Raw genomic sequence first — 16,112 nt, 5'->3', positions numbered from 1 at the left:
CTCCAAATTAAAATTAAATTTGATGACAAGATGACTATATTATACCACAACAAGAAAGCTCCGGCTACTCAAGCATTGTCCCCTATTCGTCCTTTTTCTTTCCAAGCAGTTTATCCGCAGGATCGGCTTCCGCTTTTCCGGATAGGTCGCCCGCGGCGTTGATCTCCATAAGCTCTTCGTCGCTTAGCCTGTTTAAGCGCTTTTCCCGGATCCTTCCGAGGAGTTTTTCTTCCATGTCGCTTTCACGCGAAAAATCAAACGCTTCTTTATCATCCGGCGCTTTTTTCGAAAACGGAAAAATTTTTTGTGCCTTTTTCACGCTTGTGGTCTCCCGTCGCATAGATTCTATTGATATACGCCGAATTTCAAAAAGTATCTCATTCAGACGCAGCCGGCCCGCAAAAATCCGGGCACCCATCCGGATAAAAAGGCATTCCCTCATTTTGGGGAGAGTCCTCCTTTTTCATTTCAAATGCGCCGCTCTCAGGCCCGCACCTGCCTTCACCGTTTTAACTTTTCCGCGACCCGCTGCGCAATACGCTCGACCAGAGAGTCAAGGGCCGTCGAATATTCTCTTACTGTTCCTGACTGCGGCATAAAATCAATGCCGTTCATCTCTTTCGCGCTGCACATCGGTTCCCCGCCGCAATGGTTTCCCATATTTTCACGCGTCTTGAGAAGGGGCTCGATTTGCTTTTCGCTCAAATAATTCGCTTTGCCCAGAATATTTTCCGTATACATAGTAATCATAGCATAATATTCCACGGATTCCAGCCGGTAAAACGCCTGCAGAAGGTCTTTGCCCCAGGTAAGCGCGCCGTGATTAGAAAGCAGTACCGCGTTATGGGTCGTACAAAAAGGCGCAATGGAATCCGGCACCTCCTGCGTTCCCGGCGTTGCATATTTTGCCACCGGTACGCTGCCGAGAAGTACGATCGGTTCCGTCAGCAGCGGACGGTCGAGCGGCAGGCCTGCGATAGCGAACGCCGTCGCAGCTGGCGGATGCGCATGCGTCACCGCCATGATCTCTGGATTTTCCCGGTAGGCGCGGACGTGCATTTTCACTTCCGAGGACGGCGCATAAGCCCCTTGCTTCAAAATTTCCCCGCCGAGCGTCATTTCCACCAGCATATCCGCATCCATAAACCCCTTGGATACGCCTGTCGGTGTGGCCAGGATCACATCCTTCGCGATCCTGCAGCTGATATTTCCGTCATTGGCAGCGACAAAACCCTTTTGATACATCCGCCTGCCGATATCGAGTATTTGTTCTTTCGCTTTATGCACAGATAGATATGCCATTATTTTTCCGCCTTTGCTTTCCGCTCAAAAATTTCTTTCAGTGAAGCGTCGTACGGCGGATAAGCCACTCCGTGTTCGGTGATGATCGCCGTAATAAATTCCGCATCCGTCACATCAAACGCCGGATTATAGACCTTCACGCCCTCCGGCGCCATCCGCTTTTCGTACCACATTTCCGTAACTTCCTCTGCGGAACGCAGTTCGATATGGATATCGCCGCCTGTTTTACAGCTCATATCGATCGTTGAGGTCGGCGCGCATACATAAAACGGAATTTTGAACCGTTTTGCCGCCAGCGCTACATAGGATGTTCCGATTTTATTGGCTGTGTCGCCGTTTTCCGCAACACGATCGCAGCCGACAAATACGGCGTCTACCCATCCCTGTTTCATGACGGAAGGCGCCATATTGTCGCAGATCAATGTCGTATCGATCCCCGCCTGCGTCAATTCAAAAGCCGTAAGCCGCGCTCCCTGCAGCAACGGACGCGTCTCATCGCAAAACACGTGAAAACCATATCCCCGCTCCTGTCCGAGATACATCGGCGCAGTCGCCGTGCCATATTTAGCGGTGGCCAGCTGTCCTGCATTGCAGTGCGTCAAAAGGCCCATTCCGGGTTTCAGGAGGGCAAGGCCATTCTCGCCAATCGCCCTGCATACGCGAATATCTTCCGCCTTGATCTCATTGGCTTCCCGCAGGAGTAATTTTTTGATCTCTTCGATCGGCTTTTCTTTGTTTGCGCGCACAACCCCATCCATTCGCCGCAGCGCCCACGAAAGGTTTACCGCTGTCGGGCGAGCCGAATCCAGATAGTCCCTCGCCGCCTCGAATTTCGTATAAAACGCGTCAAAATCCGTTTCGTTAATTTCTTTTGCCGCAAGATAGATGCCAAATGCCGCGGAAACGCCAATCGCCGGCGCGCCGCGCACCTGAAGCAGGTAGATTGCATCCCAGATACTTTTCTGGTCTTTCAGCCGCAATATCTCCCGCCGTCCGGGCAGTTGGGTTTGGTCAAGAATCAAAAGGGCGCTGTCCTCGTCGTCGAGCGCCACTGTCTCCATATCAAAAATCGTCTCCATTGTTTCTCCCGGCATTATTTTTTCTTTTCACTTCTGTATCCGACACGCGTATAGCTCTGCCGTTTTTCCAGTTCGGCGTTCTGTTCCTTCGGTATTTCCGGGGGCACGTCAACCGGCTCAAAATCAGTCGTCAAATATTTCGCATATTCCTCGTAGGGAACGGAGTTGGTATTCTGGCTGGGCTCTTCTTTCTCGGAAAGCTGGTCAAGCTCACGGTGCAGCGCTTTGAATTCCGCCGTAAGGTCGCAAACCGGGTCAATCTCCTCCAATGAGGGATCGGGTTTTATTTCCGCTTCTTCCGTTTCTCCTTTGATATTCTGGCTCAGCCGTTCTTCTCCGTCCCATGTCAGCGCTTCCGGAATGGCGACCACCATATTGATGGCGGCGTCTCCCTGCTGAAAGGTGCATACGGCGGCGCACACCACGATCTGCCCTTCCTGCGCCCCAAGCTTATCGGCCACTAAAAAAGGCTGGCCCTCCGCCTGCATCGTCCTCATATCGACCGGGACCGCAACAAGAAGCTCCGCCCCATATAATTCATCGGATTTTGTGATGCTTTTTGCATTTCCCACAACCTTGGCTAATTGCATGCCGTATTCCTCCCCATCTGCTAGATGCCTTCGTACTTCATATTAATATCTGGAAAACACAATGTCAACCGCGCAGGGTAAATCCTTTGTGCAGAAAAGCCGCTGCAGTGAGGCCGCAGCGGCTTTTCCTGTTTGGGTATCTGCCGAAGCAAATAGCGATATAAATTATATAGAAGAGGAAAGTATCATACTTCGTATTTCTGCATCATCTTTTTTGCGAAAGCAATGCTTTCCCGGACAAACGTATCTCCATCCGGTGCGAGCTTGCGCCACACCCATGTACTCATATTGTCCGTGCAGTCGGAAAACCCTTCAAATCCCAGATAACCATCGAAGCCAATTTCCTGAAAAGCACGGAAGATTCCGTCCCAGTCCACATGGCCCGTCCCCGGTATCCCACGGTCGTTTTCGCACATATGGAAATTGGAAAGCTTGCTTCCCGCTGTCACGACCGCATCGTGGAAATTTTTTTCCTCTACATTCATGTGATAGGAGTCAAGGTGAATAAATACGTTTGGTTCGCCAATCATGTCTACCAGGCGCACGGCTTCTTCTGCCGTATTGAGCAAATAGGATTCATACCGGGTGACCGGCTCAAACGCAATCGACATGCCAAAATCCGCCGCATACCGCGCAATCTCGCGCATGCTGTCCGCGCTGAACTGCCACTCTTCCTCGGAGGGCATCTTTTGGGCATCCTTTAAGTATTGCGAATAGATCACGCCCGAAAACATTTTTGCGCCTGCTTCAGCGGACGCCTTGACACAGTCCTTCAGGTAATTTACGCCGTTTCTCCGTACTTCCGGATCGAAGGAGGTGACGTCTACATCATCGGCAAGCAATACGTTTGACGTTGCCACTTCAAACCCGTCGAGACGCTCCCTGACCGCCTTGGGGTCGAAAAGATCAAGGCGCATCAGCGGAATTTCGATGAAATCAAACCCCCATTCCTTTACTTTATCAATGATGTCCAGCGTGTCATTCGACCATTCGCTGCACCATTCGTACGCGTGTATTCCTAATTTCATTTTAACCTTTCCTTTCCTGCTTCATGAACTCTTCCACCTGATCGCGCATGGGGATCGACCTCTGCGCTCCCTTTACAGTCGTGCTGATGGCGGAAGCAACGGAAGCAAATTCAACTGCCTCCGCAATTTCCTGCCCGTTTGAAAGCGCGGCGGTGAATGCGCCAAGGAAAACGTCGCCCGCTGCCGTGGTATCGATCGCATTTACCTTGGGCGGCAGGAATTTCTGCGCTTCTTTTCCGGTCCACGCCAGACAGCCATCTTTTCCAAGCGTGATAAGCGGATGACGGTATCCCAGTCTGCGCAGGATCTCCATACACTCCCGGGCCGATGCGTCATCCGTGACCTTCATTTCCGCAAGCTGTCCTGCCTCGATCTCGTTTGGCTTGATAAAATCCAGCAGCGGAGGAATATCCGGGGGGATGGGCTCTTTAGGAACAGGCGCCACATCCATCACGACCGTCATTCCCTTGCTTTTTGCCATACGAACCGCCGCAAAGACAGTAGGCAACGGGATTTCAGCCGTAATCAGCAAAAATCCGTACTGTTCAAAAAGCGCTTCGTGCTCTTTTACATCCCCAGGCGTTATGAGCGCGTTTGCACCCGGCGTAAAGGAAATTGAATTGATCCCTTCGGCATCGATCCGAATCATAGCGACGCCTGCCGTCGCGCCCGGCTCTACCAGGATATTGGAAGTATCTACCCCGTCTCCCTGCATGGCGGCCAGCAATTCTTTGCTGAACATATCGTCGCCAAGCTTACCGAAAAAACCAACCTTTCCCCCCAGCCGTGCCGCTGCTACCGCCTGGTTTCCGCTTTTTCCGCCCGGGCAGGTCGTGAAATTGTCCGTTGCCACCGTTTCGGCGGGCGCGGGCATACGCTCCATGAACATGTTGAGATCCATGTTAATACTGCCCATGCACAAAATGCGGTTCTTATCCTTTTCCATTGCGAATACTCCATACCTCGTCCATAAACCTCCGGGTACGTTCGAGGCTCACAGGCTTTTTCCAGCTATTGTCTTCCTTGAAATAGCTCCCCACGATCGCACCGTCGGAATACTTCAGCAATTCTTGCACATTTTCGCTCGTTGTACCGCTGCCAAGGAACACCGGAACATCCACATGCTCCGAAAACTCGCGCACCTTTTCAGGCGTAGGGGCGATCCCCGTTTCAAAGCCCGTAACAATAAGCGCCTCCGCTCCCTCCGTGACCGCATCGTTTGCCTGCTCCGCAAGCGTCCTGTCGGAAATGATAAAGTGGCTTCCGTGCTTTACGTTCACGTCGCATAGGAACAACACGTCGTCACGCGCGCCTAATGCAGTGCGGTATCTCGAGAGCTTGCCGCCCACCCCTTCGAGGATGCCGGCATGAGAAACATAGGCATTTACCCACTCAAACACGCGAATCCACCGCGCGCCTACCGCAACCGCTATTGCGAGCGCCTGTTCCGCGCCGTTGAGATGGCAGTTTACACCAATTGGGATCTTAACATTCTGCTTCACATTTACCGCTGCCGCCGTCATCGCGGCAACTGTTTCGTCGCCGATATCTTCTCCTTTTACGTAAGGATAATCCCAGATGTTTTCGATCTGCAGCCCGTCCACACCGCCTTCTTCCAGGAGCTGTGCTTCCTTGACCGCGGTATCTATAATCCGCTCCATACACATATTTTTTTTATCATACATCGGCGAACCGGGAAGCGGCCGCAAATGTACCATGCCGATGATCGGCTTTTGATGAGTAAAAATCGATTTCAGGTCTTGGCCCATAGTTCTCGTCTCCTTATTTCATGACCGTTTCGATCTTGTCCTTTACCTGCTGCGCTTCTTCGGGGGCAAGATAGCCAACCGTGACTTCCGCATGGAACGTTTCTTTTCCAGGCAGAATACGCACATTTCCTTTTTTCTTTTCCGCGAGATAGCCTTCCGGCTCCGCAGTCGCCGGGAGCACCATACCCATGGACTTCCAGTCGTCGTGGTTCACCATCCAGCGTACGCCGCGGTTTAAAACTGCCGCATCATACGTTGTGTAATCCGCCGAGCCGTCCTTGTGGATGTAAAGGAAATGCGCCTTGCCTTTTTCATCGCCCCGCACGCCGCGCAGGAAAAGTACGATTTCCGGATCGTATACATCTCCTTCACCAATTACGCGTGTGACAGATACGTCTTTCTGCACCCGGCCCAAAAGTTCCATAAATGCCGGATCCGGTTCGTTATACTGCGGAATGCTTACCCGGACGACCATATTTTCCGGAGTCCATGGAAGCGTCTGATAAATTTCCGCGCCCGGCTCCGGGGCGTTGTTGACATGGCACATATACATCAGGTCCATCGGATGCGCCGCCATATTCTCGATTTCAATTCCCACATCGATAAGGGTGCTGCCTTCATAAACCTTCGCGATAGGCCGCGCCATATAATGGCTGCCAAATGCGCGGTTGTATTCATATTCCCCTGTCACGCCCATATATCGGCCTTTTTCGTCCTCACCACTCACAAGGAACGCCCGATCGTATGTCACGTATGGAAGTTCTCCATGGTGCCCGTGATCATCCTCCGGCGAAGGGCAACCCATTGCCAGCGCGCCGCAGTGCATCACGTAGCATCCGTAGGTGTCGCGGAAAATCCCGCGCTTGCGCGGCTGGTCGAAGCTTGTTTGCATTTTGAGGGAGCGGCCGCAGAAGACCGCATCCCATACCATTTGTCCGTTGAAAGGGAGCACCGTGGCATACCCTTTGCTGTTTTCGATTTTGACGGCGCAAATTCCGCTTTCATAGCGGAAAAGGTACGCCTTCAGTTCTCCTGCATCCGCAAACAGCGTTTTGTTGTCTGTAAATGCAGCTTCGCTTAATCTTATCTTCATTGTCATCCCTCTTTCGTCTTTACGCCTTTGCTGCTTCTTTTGTCCTGTCATTCTTGTAGGAAGTCGATATCCTCTTCTTCTCCCTGAGTTCGGTAAAGTAGTTCAGCGTCAGCACCGCAAGAAGCACGCCGCCCCAGATAAGCTGGCGGTAGAAATTACTGATCGTCGGGAACAAATTCAGCCCCGAAGAGAGCACCTGCAAAATCAGGATCGCGAGCGCAACGCCGCCGACCTTTCCGAACCCTCCGTTCGGATTTACGCCGCCCAGCACTACGATCAGGATGCACTGGAGGGTATAGGCGCTGCCATAATCCGGCTTGGCCGAATTATAGTTTACCAGCATAATCAGTCCGGCAATCGCGGAAAGCGTTCCCGAAAGCATATAAGCTTTATTCGTCACCGCCGTATTGTTGAGTCCGCTGAACTTGGAGGCAACAGGGTTGGAACCCATCATATACAGGCTCGTCCCGAACGTTGTCTTATTGAGCATGATACTCAGAACAATGACAGCGCCGATAAATATGAACAGCGCCAGCGGGATAAAGCCCGCCACCAGTGTCTTCCCTGTCTCCGCATACATTGCGGGCAGACGGCTGATAGAACTGCCCTGCGTAATAATCAGTCCTATGCCTGTGAAAAGCTGCTGGCTGCCAAGCGTAGCAAGAATCGGCGGTATGTGGAGCCGCGAGACCAGGTTGCCATTGAGGAACCCCGCAGCGCTGCCCACTACGATCCCGAGGATCACAGCAAACACAATGACCATCATTGTTTGTCCATCGCTTGCCCCTTCCGGTACAAACGCAACAAGCGTCGATGCCGCCGTAATCGCCGTCAGGTTTGCCATACCTACTACCGACAGGTCAATCCCGCCGAGAAGCATGGTCAGCATAACGCCGAGGGACATGAGACCAAATTCCGGAAACTGGTATACCATGGATTGGAAATTGGCTACCGTCAGAAATTTCGACGGATTGATAATGCTGAACGCAACGACGACCAATATAAAGATAATCAGCAGTCGTGCAAAATTTTTATCGTGCCCATACCAATTCTTGATTCGCATGGAAAATGTTGCATTATTTTTCATCTCATCATTCCTCCCTTACGAACCGGCCTTTGAAAGGCTGGGTTTTCTTTGTTTTTGGCTGCGCAGTATCTGCACAGAGGATACCGCCGTACCAATGATTATCAGAAGACCCGTCATGAAGTCCTGCCAGTAAGCCGGTACGCCGAGCATAATGAGGCTGTTCTGCACCATGGTCAAAAGGAAAATGCCAAGGATTGTGCCTGTGAGCGTTCCCGTACCGCCCGTAATACTCGTGCCGCCGAGGACGATCGCCGCGATAACGGTCATTTCCATACCGAACATATTCGTCGGGTGCACCATATTCATCATGCATGCGCGGATAATCCCTGTAATGCCGGCGACAACGCCCGCGAAACAGTATACAAAGAATTTCGTTTTTACTACTTTGAAGCCGGCGCGGTTTGCGGAGCTTTCGTCTCCGCCGATCGCATAGATACCCCGCCCGAGCATCGTGTAGCGCAGGATGATAAATGCAATCACTACAACGACCACAAGCGCCAGGAACGCCGTCGGCATCATGGAAGTTACGCCATCCGCGTTCTGCGAGACAAACAGGCTGCTCTGCCCGAATTCCTTCATCGAGGGCGGGAGTGTATTAATCTGCTGTGCATTGAGTGCGCCCTGCAAAATCCCGCGGAATACGCTCTGCGTACCCAGCGTGGCAATCAGTGCGGGCAGCCGCATCTTGGCGATGAACAGGCCGTTGAACGCGCCGCAAGCGAGTCCGATTGCACCCGCAAAGAGGAACGGGACGATAATCGGTCCCGTGTAGTTCATTCCGTTGAGCACGACCGTCACGATATAGGACGCAAGTGCTGCGAGCGCCGGGAAGGATACGTCGATCCCGCCGGATACGATAATCATGAACGTCCCGATGCTGAACAGCGCGGGAACAATCAGCGCATTGGCAAGGTCAACGAGGTTGTTCCCCGTAAAGAACTGGTTGCTGCGCGCCTGTATAATCAGCGCCAGGACGATGATTACAAGGAAAATATAAAATTCTGTCTGATGAGTCAGTTTTTTTATTTTATTCATAGCTTCGCTCCTTTCCTCAGCCGTTCACGGCAACGTCCGTGACCTGTTTTGTGAGGTCGGCTTCCGTGACCTGGAGCGGGTCGACTTCTCCTGTTATCCTGCCGCCGCGCATAATCAGTACCCGGCTGCAATTCGTGATTACCTCGGGGAGGTCGTCCGATATGATGATAATCCCAAGGCCGCTCTTTGCAAGTTCGTGCAGGATCGCATGCATATCATGCTTAGAGCCGATATCAACGCCCACTGTCGGCCCGTTGAGGATCAATACTTCCGGATTCGTCGCCAGCCACTTCGCAAGCACAATACGCTGCTGGTTTCCGCCCGAAAGCGTAGAGGCGGCAAGGTCCGGATCCGCCACCTTGATCTTAAGCTCCTCGACCCACTTTTCCACTTCGCTCTGCCGTTTCTCCTGGTCGATCATGCCAATCTTCGAGGAAAGGTCCTTGAGTTCGGATATTACTATATTACGGCCGATAGACTGGTCAAGGAACAGTCCTTCCGTAAGGCGGTCTTCCGGCACATATCCAATCTTGTTTTTCATTGCTTCCCCAACCGAAGTAAGCTTAATTTCTTTTCCATTCATAAAAATCTTTCCCGCCGTCGGCTTTTTCAGGCCGAACAGGGAAAGCGCAAGCTCCGTACGTCCGGAACCGAGCAACCCAGTGATCCCAAGAATCTCGCCTTTGCGCAGGTCGAACGTAACGTCTTCATAGTCGCCTTCGCATGAGAGGTCCCTGACTTCAAGCACGGGCTTCTCATCCTTGATCTCCGCTGTAAAATGCTTGTTCTCGAAATGACGCCCCGTCATATAATAAGTAAATTTATCGCTGTCGAGCTCCGAGGTGTCGCCGTCTTTGACATTCTGTCCGTTCCGCAAGATAGTAAAACGCTCTGAGATTTCAAATACCTCGTCGAGCTTGTGGCTGACGAAGAGAATCGCGATTCCCTGACTCTGCAAATCCTTGATGATTTTGAAAAGTGCCTCTACTTCCTTTTTTGTAAGGGCCGTAGTAGGTTCATCCATGATGATAAGCTTTGCATTATTGATGAGTGCGCGGGAAATCGCCACGAGCTGTTTATCCGCAACCGGCAGAGTCCCAACCTTGGCTTCAAGGTCTACGTTAAAGTTAATTTTGCTGACCGCCTCCTCGGCGATCGCGCGGAAGCGTTTCCAATTTACAAATTTCCGCTTCTGCATAAGTTCGCTGTTGTAAGCCAGATTCTCCATCACCGATAAATTGGGGAAAATCGAAAAGTCCTGATAAATAACCTGAATCCCATTCATAATCGCGTTGATGGGAGAAAGCTGATGGGTCTGGTCGACCCCATTAAATTCCACTTTGCCGCTGTCAAGGCTGTAAACGCCGGAGATAATTTTGATCAACGTCGATTTGCCGCAGCCATTTTCTCCTGCGAGGCAATGTATCTCACCCTTTTTTATTTCGAGGTTGACGCCCCTAAGCGCCTTTACACCCGCAAACGACTTAATGATATCCGTGGCTTTTAAAATATATTCGTCCTGCATAGATACCCAATCCTTTCGCCGCTTTTTTTGGCTGTTCAAAGGCTTTTCTACAGCGGACGGCTTTGGAGCCGCCCGCTGTAAGCCTGTTTTTAGAAATTATATTCGTCCACGTTTTCTTTTGTGAGCGTAATGTACGCGCTGCCCGTCAGAACGTGCCCGTCGAGCGTGAGGTTATCATAACCGTCAAGGCCGAGATCCGTTCCTGCGCCAACTTCTTCACCGTTCAGAATCAGCGTGGCCAGTTTGCACATTGCATAACCCGCGTCTGCCGGATCCCACAGGGTAAGGGCGGAAACCGCACCGCTGTCAAGCAGTTCTTTATTTGTCTGCGGCATGCCTGTACCAACTGCAAACACCTTGCCGATAAGGCCCGCCTCTTCGATTGCACGGCCTGCGCCGGGAGCATCGAAGGAGGAGGTTCCTACGAATCCTTTGATGTCAGGATACTTTTTGAGAACTTCTTTTGCCTTCTGGTAAGCAGTCTCAGCATTGTCATCCGTAACGATGCGCTCGTCGATCAATTCCATGTTCGGATAATCTTTTTCCTGCGCTGCGATTGCGCCGTCCGCTTCCATGTTGTGGGAGTCGTTCGTAAGGGAGCCGACCATGCAGATATATTTGCCTTCGCCGCCCATTGCTTCTGCGAGTGTGTTCATGATGTATGCGCCGTACTCGTCATAATTGAACGCTTCGAGGTCATAATCGCAGTTTTCCATAGATGAAGCTTCATGCGTAACAACAACGATTCCCTGGTCGCGCGCTTTCTTCAGAACGTCTTCCATTGCGCCCGGGTCGTGAGGAACAACGCACAGTGCGTCAACGCCCTGAGCAATCAGGTCTTCTACAACCTGAATCTGCTGCGCCGCGTCTGTTTCAGCCGGTCCCTTCTGGAATACGGTCATACCGGGATTTTCTTCCTGATACTTCGCTACGCCTTCCTCCATGCGGACAAACCACGGGTTCGTACTGTCCTTCGGAACAACAGCGATCGTATAGTTCCCGTCGCCTTTCGCCGCGCCGCCGTCAGCGTCGCTGGATGCCGATGATTCCGTCCCGGCCTCAGTCGATGCTTCTGTGGAAGTTTCCGCGCTTGCGGTTGTGCTTGGCTCTGTTCCGCCACTGCATGCCGTAAACAATGCGGCGGACATCACTACTACCAATAGAATTGCCAAAATCTTCTTCATTTCTTTTCCTCCTTTAGTATGGTCCTTTATTATATTTTTCCATTTTCAGGAAAACTCTATGTTCGCATTTATTTAAAGCGCTTTAAATTTCAATTTGCTTTTAGAAAAGCGCTTTTACCGCCTTAAGCTCTACCTTTCAACTGTCAGTTTTTTGGGATTGCGCTCCTTCGCGGGGAACGCTTTAAGGTGCTTTGAATGCTTTATTTACTGATGGACCGGCCTTTTGACCGCTTAATTTTCTGTTTCTTTTACAGGCCCGCTCGACTGCCTTTTGATCATTGCCGGCTTTGTCATGATATGCGGTTCCTCCGGGATTTCTCCACGGACGACCTGCAACAGCATATCCACTGCCTGCTGGCAGGTCCCTTCGATATCGGAATCCATGGAAGTAATCCCCACCATAGATAGTTTGGAAAAAATTGTGTTGTCGTACCCCACTACCGACACATCCTCCGGTACACGGATTCCCGCCTTTTGCAGGGTGTTGATTACACCGAGCGCCATCTCGTCGTTCATTGCGCAGATTGCCGTGAAATCACGCCTCCTGCCAATCAGCTCCTCCGTAACCAACGCCGCCTGGTCATAGTGGATATCTTCGCATTCGATCAGATTTTCGGCAAAGACCGGAATTCCCTTCTCCCCGAGCGCACGGCTGTATCCTTCCCGCCGCAGCGAGGTTGTAGGAACCGTCCTGTTGCCGCCGATAAACACGATGTTCCGGTGACCGAGGTCTGTCAAATGCTTTATCAGCATATAGGTGCCTTCACGGATATCCCCCATCACATACCTGATCTCATCGATCGTATACAGCGACGTAATATACACCAGGGGAATATTGTATTCCCGAAGCGCTTTCTGGTACGAGGTAAGGAATTTCGTAGGTTTGTTCGTGGGCACTGCCAGAACCCCTTCGATTCGCTTTGAGATAAACGTCCTGATAATCTCTTCCTCTATCTGCGGGTCGTTGTTAGACATGGCGGCAAGAAGGCTATAGCCCGCACGGTTCACAACCTCATCGATCGCCCGGAGGATATTGGCATAGAATACAATGTTGATATCCGGCACGATGATGCCAATGGTGTTGCTTTTGTTTGTCGCAAGGCCCTTGGCAACCATATTCGGAAAATACTTGAGTTCTTTGGCCGCCTCGTGCACGCGCTTTTTCGTTTTCTCGTTTACCAGAGAATTATTATTCAGCGCAAGCGAAACCGTCGCTTCCGATATCCCGAGTTTCTTTGCAATATCCTTGAGTGTCGTCGCCATTTTACCGACCTGCTTATCTACAGTTTAAGGAATGTAAAAGATCAGTCTTACTATACCTCCATCATAATTCAATTGTCAAGGATTTTTTAAAGCGCTTTAAAACTTTACTTCCCACACAGCCACCGTACCATATTTCCAAACAACGGACGATAGCTTTCCCAGTCCATGAATTCTTTCGGGCCCCAATGCGGCGCGCAATCCGACGCAAAAGCGAGCGTACGCCCCTTCCCGTACTCCATAACCGCAATAAACGTATCCTCGCCAATTACTGCGAGTTCCTTTGCCCCGTCCTTCACCTTGATTTTGTTGTATCCGAGGAAAAATGGCCAGTCTTTCCCAATACCCCTGAAGATCGGATGCGAGGCATCTGTGACCCGGGGCACAATTCCTTCGGGGCACTCCACACGGTCGTCATAATTCAATATTTCAACAGGCAGTGCTTTTGCGAGCGGAGTCATTGCGTAGCGCGCCTTGTTATCTATGCCCGCAAAACTGAGATACCCACCGATCATCGCGACGCCTCCGCCCTGTTCCGCATAGTCTGCCAGCGCCTGCAGTTTATTGGGGCTGCGCTGTCCACGGTAAAACGTATCCGGCGAAAGAAGCAGGGTGTTACTGCCGATATCGCTCAGGATAACCGCGTCGTATTCATTGAGCTTTCCTACCGTACCGGGGAAACCCGCCTGCGCCTCGTGGCTGGGTATAAAGTCAACGTCAAAGCCTTCCCGCCTCAGCACATCCGCCAGCATATCCCCGCAATGTTCCTCGTGCCGGCACACGTTGAAGATGTCAAATCCTTTCATATGCGTCTCATGGACAGTCCATGATTCGCCGACCAAAAGTACGTTCATTTAGCGCCTCCTTTTTAGCGGGGTTATTTCCCAAACATTAAATCTCTCAGCATTGCGCTCACTTCACACGCATTTCCTGTCGCATAGATCTCTTCCAGTTCTTTTTCATCGATGCGGTTTGCAAGTCCGGCAAAAATATCCATCCACCGCACCGTTTCATTGACCGCATCCCTGCCGTCTTCGCGGTAAGGATACTGGTCGGTTGAAATGTATCCGTCATATCCGGTTCTCTTCAGCCAATAAAAGAACTCGATAAAAGGAATCGTATGAATTGATCCCGCGATCATATCGTCGTCCCAGAAACCGTAATTGTCATTCATGTGGACGTGCAGCAGCCTGTTGCCGTATTCTTTGGCAAGCGCAACGGATTCCGCCACGTTTTCGCCCGCTACGTGCGCATGTCCGTAATCGATCGTTACACCGCTGTTTTCCCTGCCCAGCTTTTCAAGCATCAGCAGAATCACCGCCATCGTCGAAGGATAGGAGAAATTGCGCGGCTCTTTAATCTTATATTCTATCGAAATATTGACGTCCTTACGATAATCGCAGCATTCCTGCACGCCTTCCGCAAACCATTCATGCTCGCGGATATAGTCGCCCTGGAAATAATAATCATAGCCGTCCTGCCCCGGCCACAGACTAATCAGATTCCCGCCCAGTTCTGCGGAAATATCCATTAATTCTTTGGTATCTTCCACCGCCTGTTTACGAATTGCAGGATCCTTGGAGGTAAACGCCCCCTTGCCCCATTTCATTTCCCCGAAATGGTCGGGAATAATCGATACAAGTTTAAGCCCGTATTCTTCAAGGTTTCTCCGAACCTGATCCACATTTTTAGCCGTAATATTCCAATCGCTTACAAGCTCCACCCCGCTGACGCCGTCCACGGAAGCGACGCGCCGGAACATTTCGTCAATCGTGCAGGGATCAGAATACCCGCCGCTCATATAGCGGTCTGCACACATGCCCACATTTGCAAGGATAATACTGTATTTTGGTTGAAACATCGTTACGCCCTCCATCTCTAGCAGCTCTTTTTCATTTTGTTCCAAGCCGGCATACGCCGGTCAATCACTGATTTGCGAATTACAATCTGCGCGTCGATCACGCTGTGCGGCACCCCGATCGCCGTCCCATTAATCAGGTTCAGGATATTCCGGAAGCAATACAGGCCCATTTCCTCCATATTCTGCGCAATCGTAGTAAGAGGGGGATCGAGATTGGCCGCAAGGGAAATATCGTCAAACCCGGTGATCCCGATATCGCCCGGAATGCGTATCCCGTATTTTCTCAATGCGGAGATCGCCCCGGCCGCAATGAGGTCGCTCGTCGTTACAAAGACCTCCGGCAGCTTCCTCGTGCCATGCCGTTCTAGATGTTCCCGCAAAAAGCAATTGGCTGCCGTTGCCTTGTCAAGTTTCAGATCGGGATGGAACAGCATAAATTCCTTATACTGTTTCAATCCGTTTTCTTCCATTCCCGCTTTAAACCCGAGACAGCGGTCTTTGAGGTTGTCCATTTCCAGCGTTTCGGACAGCAATCCTATCTTCGTATAGCCCCACTCCTTCAAAAGGGAGATCAGGTTGCGCATCGCGCTCACATTGTCTGTTGTCACCGAAGGCAGCGACGATCCCGCTATCTTCCGGTCACATAATATTACGGGAACGGATTTATTCGCCTTGCGGATGATATTTCCATCCATCGATCCGCCAATAAATATGATACCGTCCACACCTTTATCAAGGAGCGCGTCCACGCCCATGCATTCTTTTTTATAATTGAATGCCATTTCGCAGATCATCGTCGTATAGTTTTCCTGAAGGGCCACATTCATGATAGACTGGACGCACCGCGCATAAAATTCGTTTTTGATATCCGCAACCATGACGCCCACGACTTTTGAATTCTTATCCCGGCCTCTCAGTCCATAGCCGTTGGGCACATAATTGAACCGCTGTACCACCTCGATTACACGCTGCCGGGTCGCATCCGAGATTTTCGCCGTACCATTCAGCACATGCGATACGGTTGAAATCGACACGTTCGCTTCCCTTGCCACGTCATGGATCGTTATTTTTTTCTTTGCCCTGTCTTTCATCATCTGCAGATGCTCCGATAAGAACCTAACGCAAATTTTATTAAACCGCTTTAAATCCCTTTTTTATTTAAAAAATCTTTCTTCCTTCGTCGCCTGAAGCAAAATGTTCTATAGTTTTTCTTTTGGATTAAAATTACTTTGACTGTTGTTTGAAGTATAAGGTCTTTTCTTCAAAAAGACAACTCTTTTTTATGCCGCTTCAATGAAA

16 protein-coding genes are annotated in these 16,112 nt (G+C 50.9%); all 16 read right to left on the bottom strand.

Features of this window, described 5'->3' with window-relative positions; all coding sequences use genetic code 11:
• Positions 1-82 precede the first annotated feature (82 nt).
• Positions 83-319 (bottom strand): hypothetical protein, encoded by a 237-nt coding sequence (locus tag B1H56_RS02720; protein WP_147554704.1) that lies wholly within the window; start codon positions 317-319, stop codon positions 83-85.
• Positions 320-501: 182 nt separating this feature from the next.
• Entirely contained in the window at positions 502-1,302 is an 801-nt protein-coding gene (locus B1H56_RS02715) for a class II aldolase/adducin family protein (protein WP_066521403.1), read from the bottom strand.
• A complete protein-coding gene (gene mtnA / locus B1H56_RS02710) occupies positions 1,302-2,381 on the bottom strand; it encodes an S-methyl-5-thioribose-1-phosphate isomerase (protein WP_242862044.1) in 1,080 nt (359 codons plus the stop codon). The genes B1H56_RS02715 and mtnA overlap by 1 nt, the downstream gene beginning before the upstream one ends.
• 14 nt (positions 2,382-2,395) lie before the next feature.
• Complete coding sequence (locus tag B1H56_RS02705) at positions 2,396-2,971, bottom strand: EutN/CcmL family microcompartment protein (protein WP_066521406.1); 576 nt, start codon at positions 2,969-2,971, stop codon at positions 2,396-2,398.
• Between the two features lie 185 nt (positions 2,972-3,156).
• On the bottom strand, positions 3,157-3,999 hold the full coding sequence (locus B1H56_RS02700) for a sugar phosphate isomerase/epimerase family protein (protein ID WP_066521412.1): 843 nt from the start codon (positions 3,997-3,999) through the stop codon (positions 3,157-3,159).
• Position 4,000: 1 nt separating this feature from the next.
• On the bottom strand, positions 4,001-4,945 hold the full coding sequence (locus tag B1H56_RS02695; RefSeq protein WP_066521414.1) for a ribokinase: 945 nt from the start codon (positions 4,943-4,945) through the stop codon (positions 4,001-4,003).
• Positions 4,932-5,768 carry a BtpA/SgcQ family protein gene (locus B1H56_RS02690; RefSeq protein ID WP_066521415.1) on the bottom strand — a complete coding sequence of 279 codons (837 nt, stop codon included), beginning with the start codon at positions 5,766-5,768 and terminating at the stop codon, positions 4,932-4,934. Before B1H56_RS02690 ends, B1H56_RS02695 begins: the two co-directional genes overlap by 14 nt.
• 13 nt (positions 5,769-5,781) lie before the next feature.
• A complete protein-coding gene (locus B1H56_RS02685; RefSeq protein ID WP_066740065.1) occupies positions 5,782-6,861 on the bottom strand; it encodes a DUF4432 family protein in 1,080 nt (359 codons plus the stop codon).
• A gap of 19 nt (positions 6,862-6,880) precedes the next feature.
• Entirely contained in the window at positions 6,881-7,948 is a 1,068-nt protein-coding gene (locus B1H56_RS02680) for an ABC transporter permease (RefSeq protein WP_082771194.1), read from the bottom strand.
• A gap of 15 nt (positions 7,949-7,963) precedes the next feature.
• Positions 7,964-8,983 carry an ABC transporter permease gene (locus B1H56_RS02675; protein WP_066521417.1) on the bottom strand — a complete coding sequence of 340 codons (1,020 nt, stop codon included), beginning with the start codon at positions 8,981-8,983 and terminating at the stop codon, positions 7,964-7,966.
• Positions 8,984-8,999: 16 nt separating this feature from the next.
• Entirely contained in the window at positions 9,000-10,508 is a 1,509-nt protein-coding gene (locus B1H56_RS02670) for a sugar ABC transporter ATP-binding protein (protein ID WP_066521419.1), read from the bottom strand.
• An 89-nt stretch (positions 10,509-10,597) separates the two neighbouring features.
• On the bottom strand, positions 10,598-11,692 hold the full coding sequence (locus B1H56_RS02665; RefSeq protein ID WP_066521422.1) for an autoinducer 2 ABC transporter substrate-binding protein: 1,095 nt from the start codon (positions 11,690-11,692) through the stop codon (positions 10,598-10,600).
• A 231-nt stretch (positions 11,693-11,923) separates the two neighbouring features.
• Complete coding sequence (locus B1H56_RS02660) at positions 11,924-12,955, bottom strand: LacI family DNA-binding transcriptional regulator (RefSeq protein ID WP_066521427.1); 1,032 nt, start codon at positions 12,953-12,955, stop codon at positions 11,924-11,926.
• Positions 12,956-13,059: 104 nt separating this feature from the next.
• A complete protein-coding gene (locus tag B1H56_RS02655) occupies positions 13,060-13,806 on the bottom strand; it encodes a glutamine amidotransferase (RefSeq protein ID WP_066521429.1) in 747 nt (248 codons plus the stop codon).
• Between the two features lie 23 nt (positions 13,807-13,829).
• A complete protein-coding gene (locus B1H56_RS02650) occupies positions 13,830-14,813 on the bottom strand; it encodes a sugar phosphate isomerase/epimerase family protein (RefSeq protein WP_066521623.1) in 984 nt (327 codons plus the stop codon).
• Positions 14,814-14,830: 17 nt separating this feature from the next.
• On the bottom strand, positions 14,831-15,907 hold the full coding sequence (locus B1H56_RS02645; RefSeq protein ID WP_066521431.1) for a LacI family DNA-binding transcriptional regulator: 1,077 nt from the start codon (positions 15,905-15,907) through the stop codon (positions 14,831-14,833).
• Between the last annotated feature and the right edge of the window lie 205 nt (positions 15,908-16,112).

Source organism: Christensenella minuta (assembly GCF_003628755.1).
GTDB lineage: Bacteria > Bacillota > Clostridia > Christensenellales > Christensenellaceae > Christensenella > Christensenella minuta.
This window is presented reverse-complemented; position numbering and strand designations above follow the sequence as displayed.

Excerpts from the sequence above, each read along its gene's own strand:
- B1H56_RS02680 (WP_082771194.1), bottom strand. The coding sequence starts at position 7,948 with ATGAAAAATAATGCAACATTTTCCATGCGAATCAAGAATTGGTATGGG.
- B1H56_RS02690 (WP_066521415.1), bottom strand. The coding sequence starts at position 5,768 with ATGGGCCAAGACCTGAAATCGATTTTTACTCATCAAAAGCCGATCATC.
- B1H56_RS02695 (WP_066521414.1), bottom strand. The coding sequence starts at position 4,945 with ATGGAAAAGGATAAGAACCGCATTTTGTGCATGGGCAGTATTAACATG.
- B1H56_RS02675 (WP_066521417.1), bottom strand. The coding sequence starts at position 8,983 with ATGAATAAAATAAAAAAACTGACTCATCAGACAGAATTTTATATTTTC.
- B1H56_RS02700 (WP_066521412.1), bottom strand. The coding sequence starts at position 3,999 with ATGAAATTAGGAATACACGCGTACGAATGGTGCAGCGAATGGTCGAAT.
- mtnA (WP_242862044.1), bottom strand. The coding sequence starts at position 2,381 with ATGGAGACGATTTTTGATATGGAGACAGTGGCGCTCGACGACGAGGAC.
- B1H56_RS02665 (WP_066521422.1), bottom strand. The coding sequence starts at position 11,692 with ATGAAGAAGATTTTGGCAATTCTATTGGTAGTAGTGATGTCCGCCGCA.
- B1H56_RS02715 (WP_066521403.1), bottom strand. The coding sequence starts at position 1,302 with ATGGCATATCTATCTGTGCATAAAGCGAAAGAACAAATACTCGATATC.
- B1H56_RS02655 (WP_066521429.1), bottom strand. The coding sequence starts at position 13,806 with ATGAACGTACTTTTGGTCGGCGAATCATGGACTGTCCATGAGACGCAT.
- B1H56_RS02660 (WP_066521427.1), bottom strand. The coding sequence starts at position 12,955 with ATGGCGACGACACTCAAGGATATTGCAAAGAAACTCGGGATATCGGAA.
- B1H56_RS02645 (WP_066521431.1), bottom strand. The coding sequence starts at position 15,907 with ATGATGAAAGACAGGGCAAAGAAAAAAATAACGATCCATGACGTGGCA.
- B1H56_RS02670 (WP_066521419.1), bottom strand. The coding sequence starts at position 10,508 with ATGCAGGACGAATATATTTTAAAAGCCACGGATATCATTAAGTCGTTT.
- B1H56_RS02705 (WP_066521406.1), bottom strand. The coding sequence starts at position 2,971 with ATGCAATTAGCCAAGGTTGTGGGAAATGCAAAAAGCATCACAAAATCC.
- B1H56_RS02685 (WP_066740065.1), bottom strand. The coding sequence starts at position 6,861 with ATGAAGATAAGATTAAGCGAAGCTGCATTTACAGACAACAAAACGCTG.
- B1H56_RS02650 (WP_066521623.1), bottom strand. The coding sequence starts at position 14,813 with ATGTTTCAACCAAAATACAGTATTATCCTTGCAAATGTGGGCATGTGT.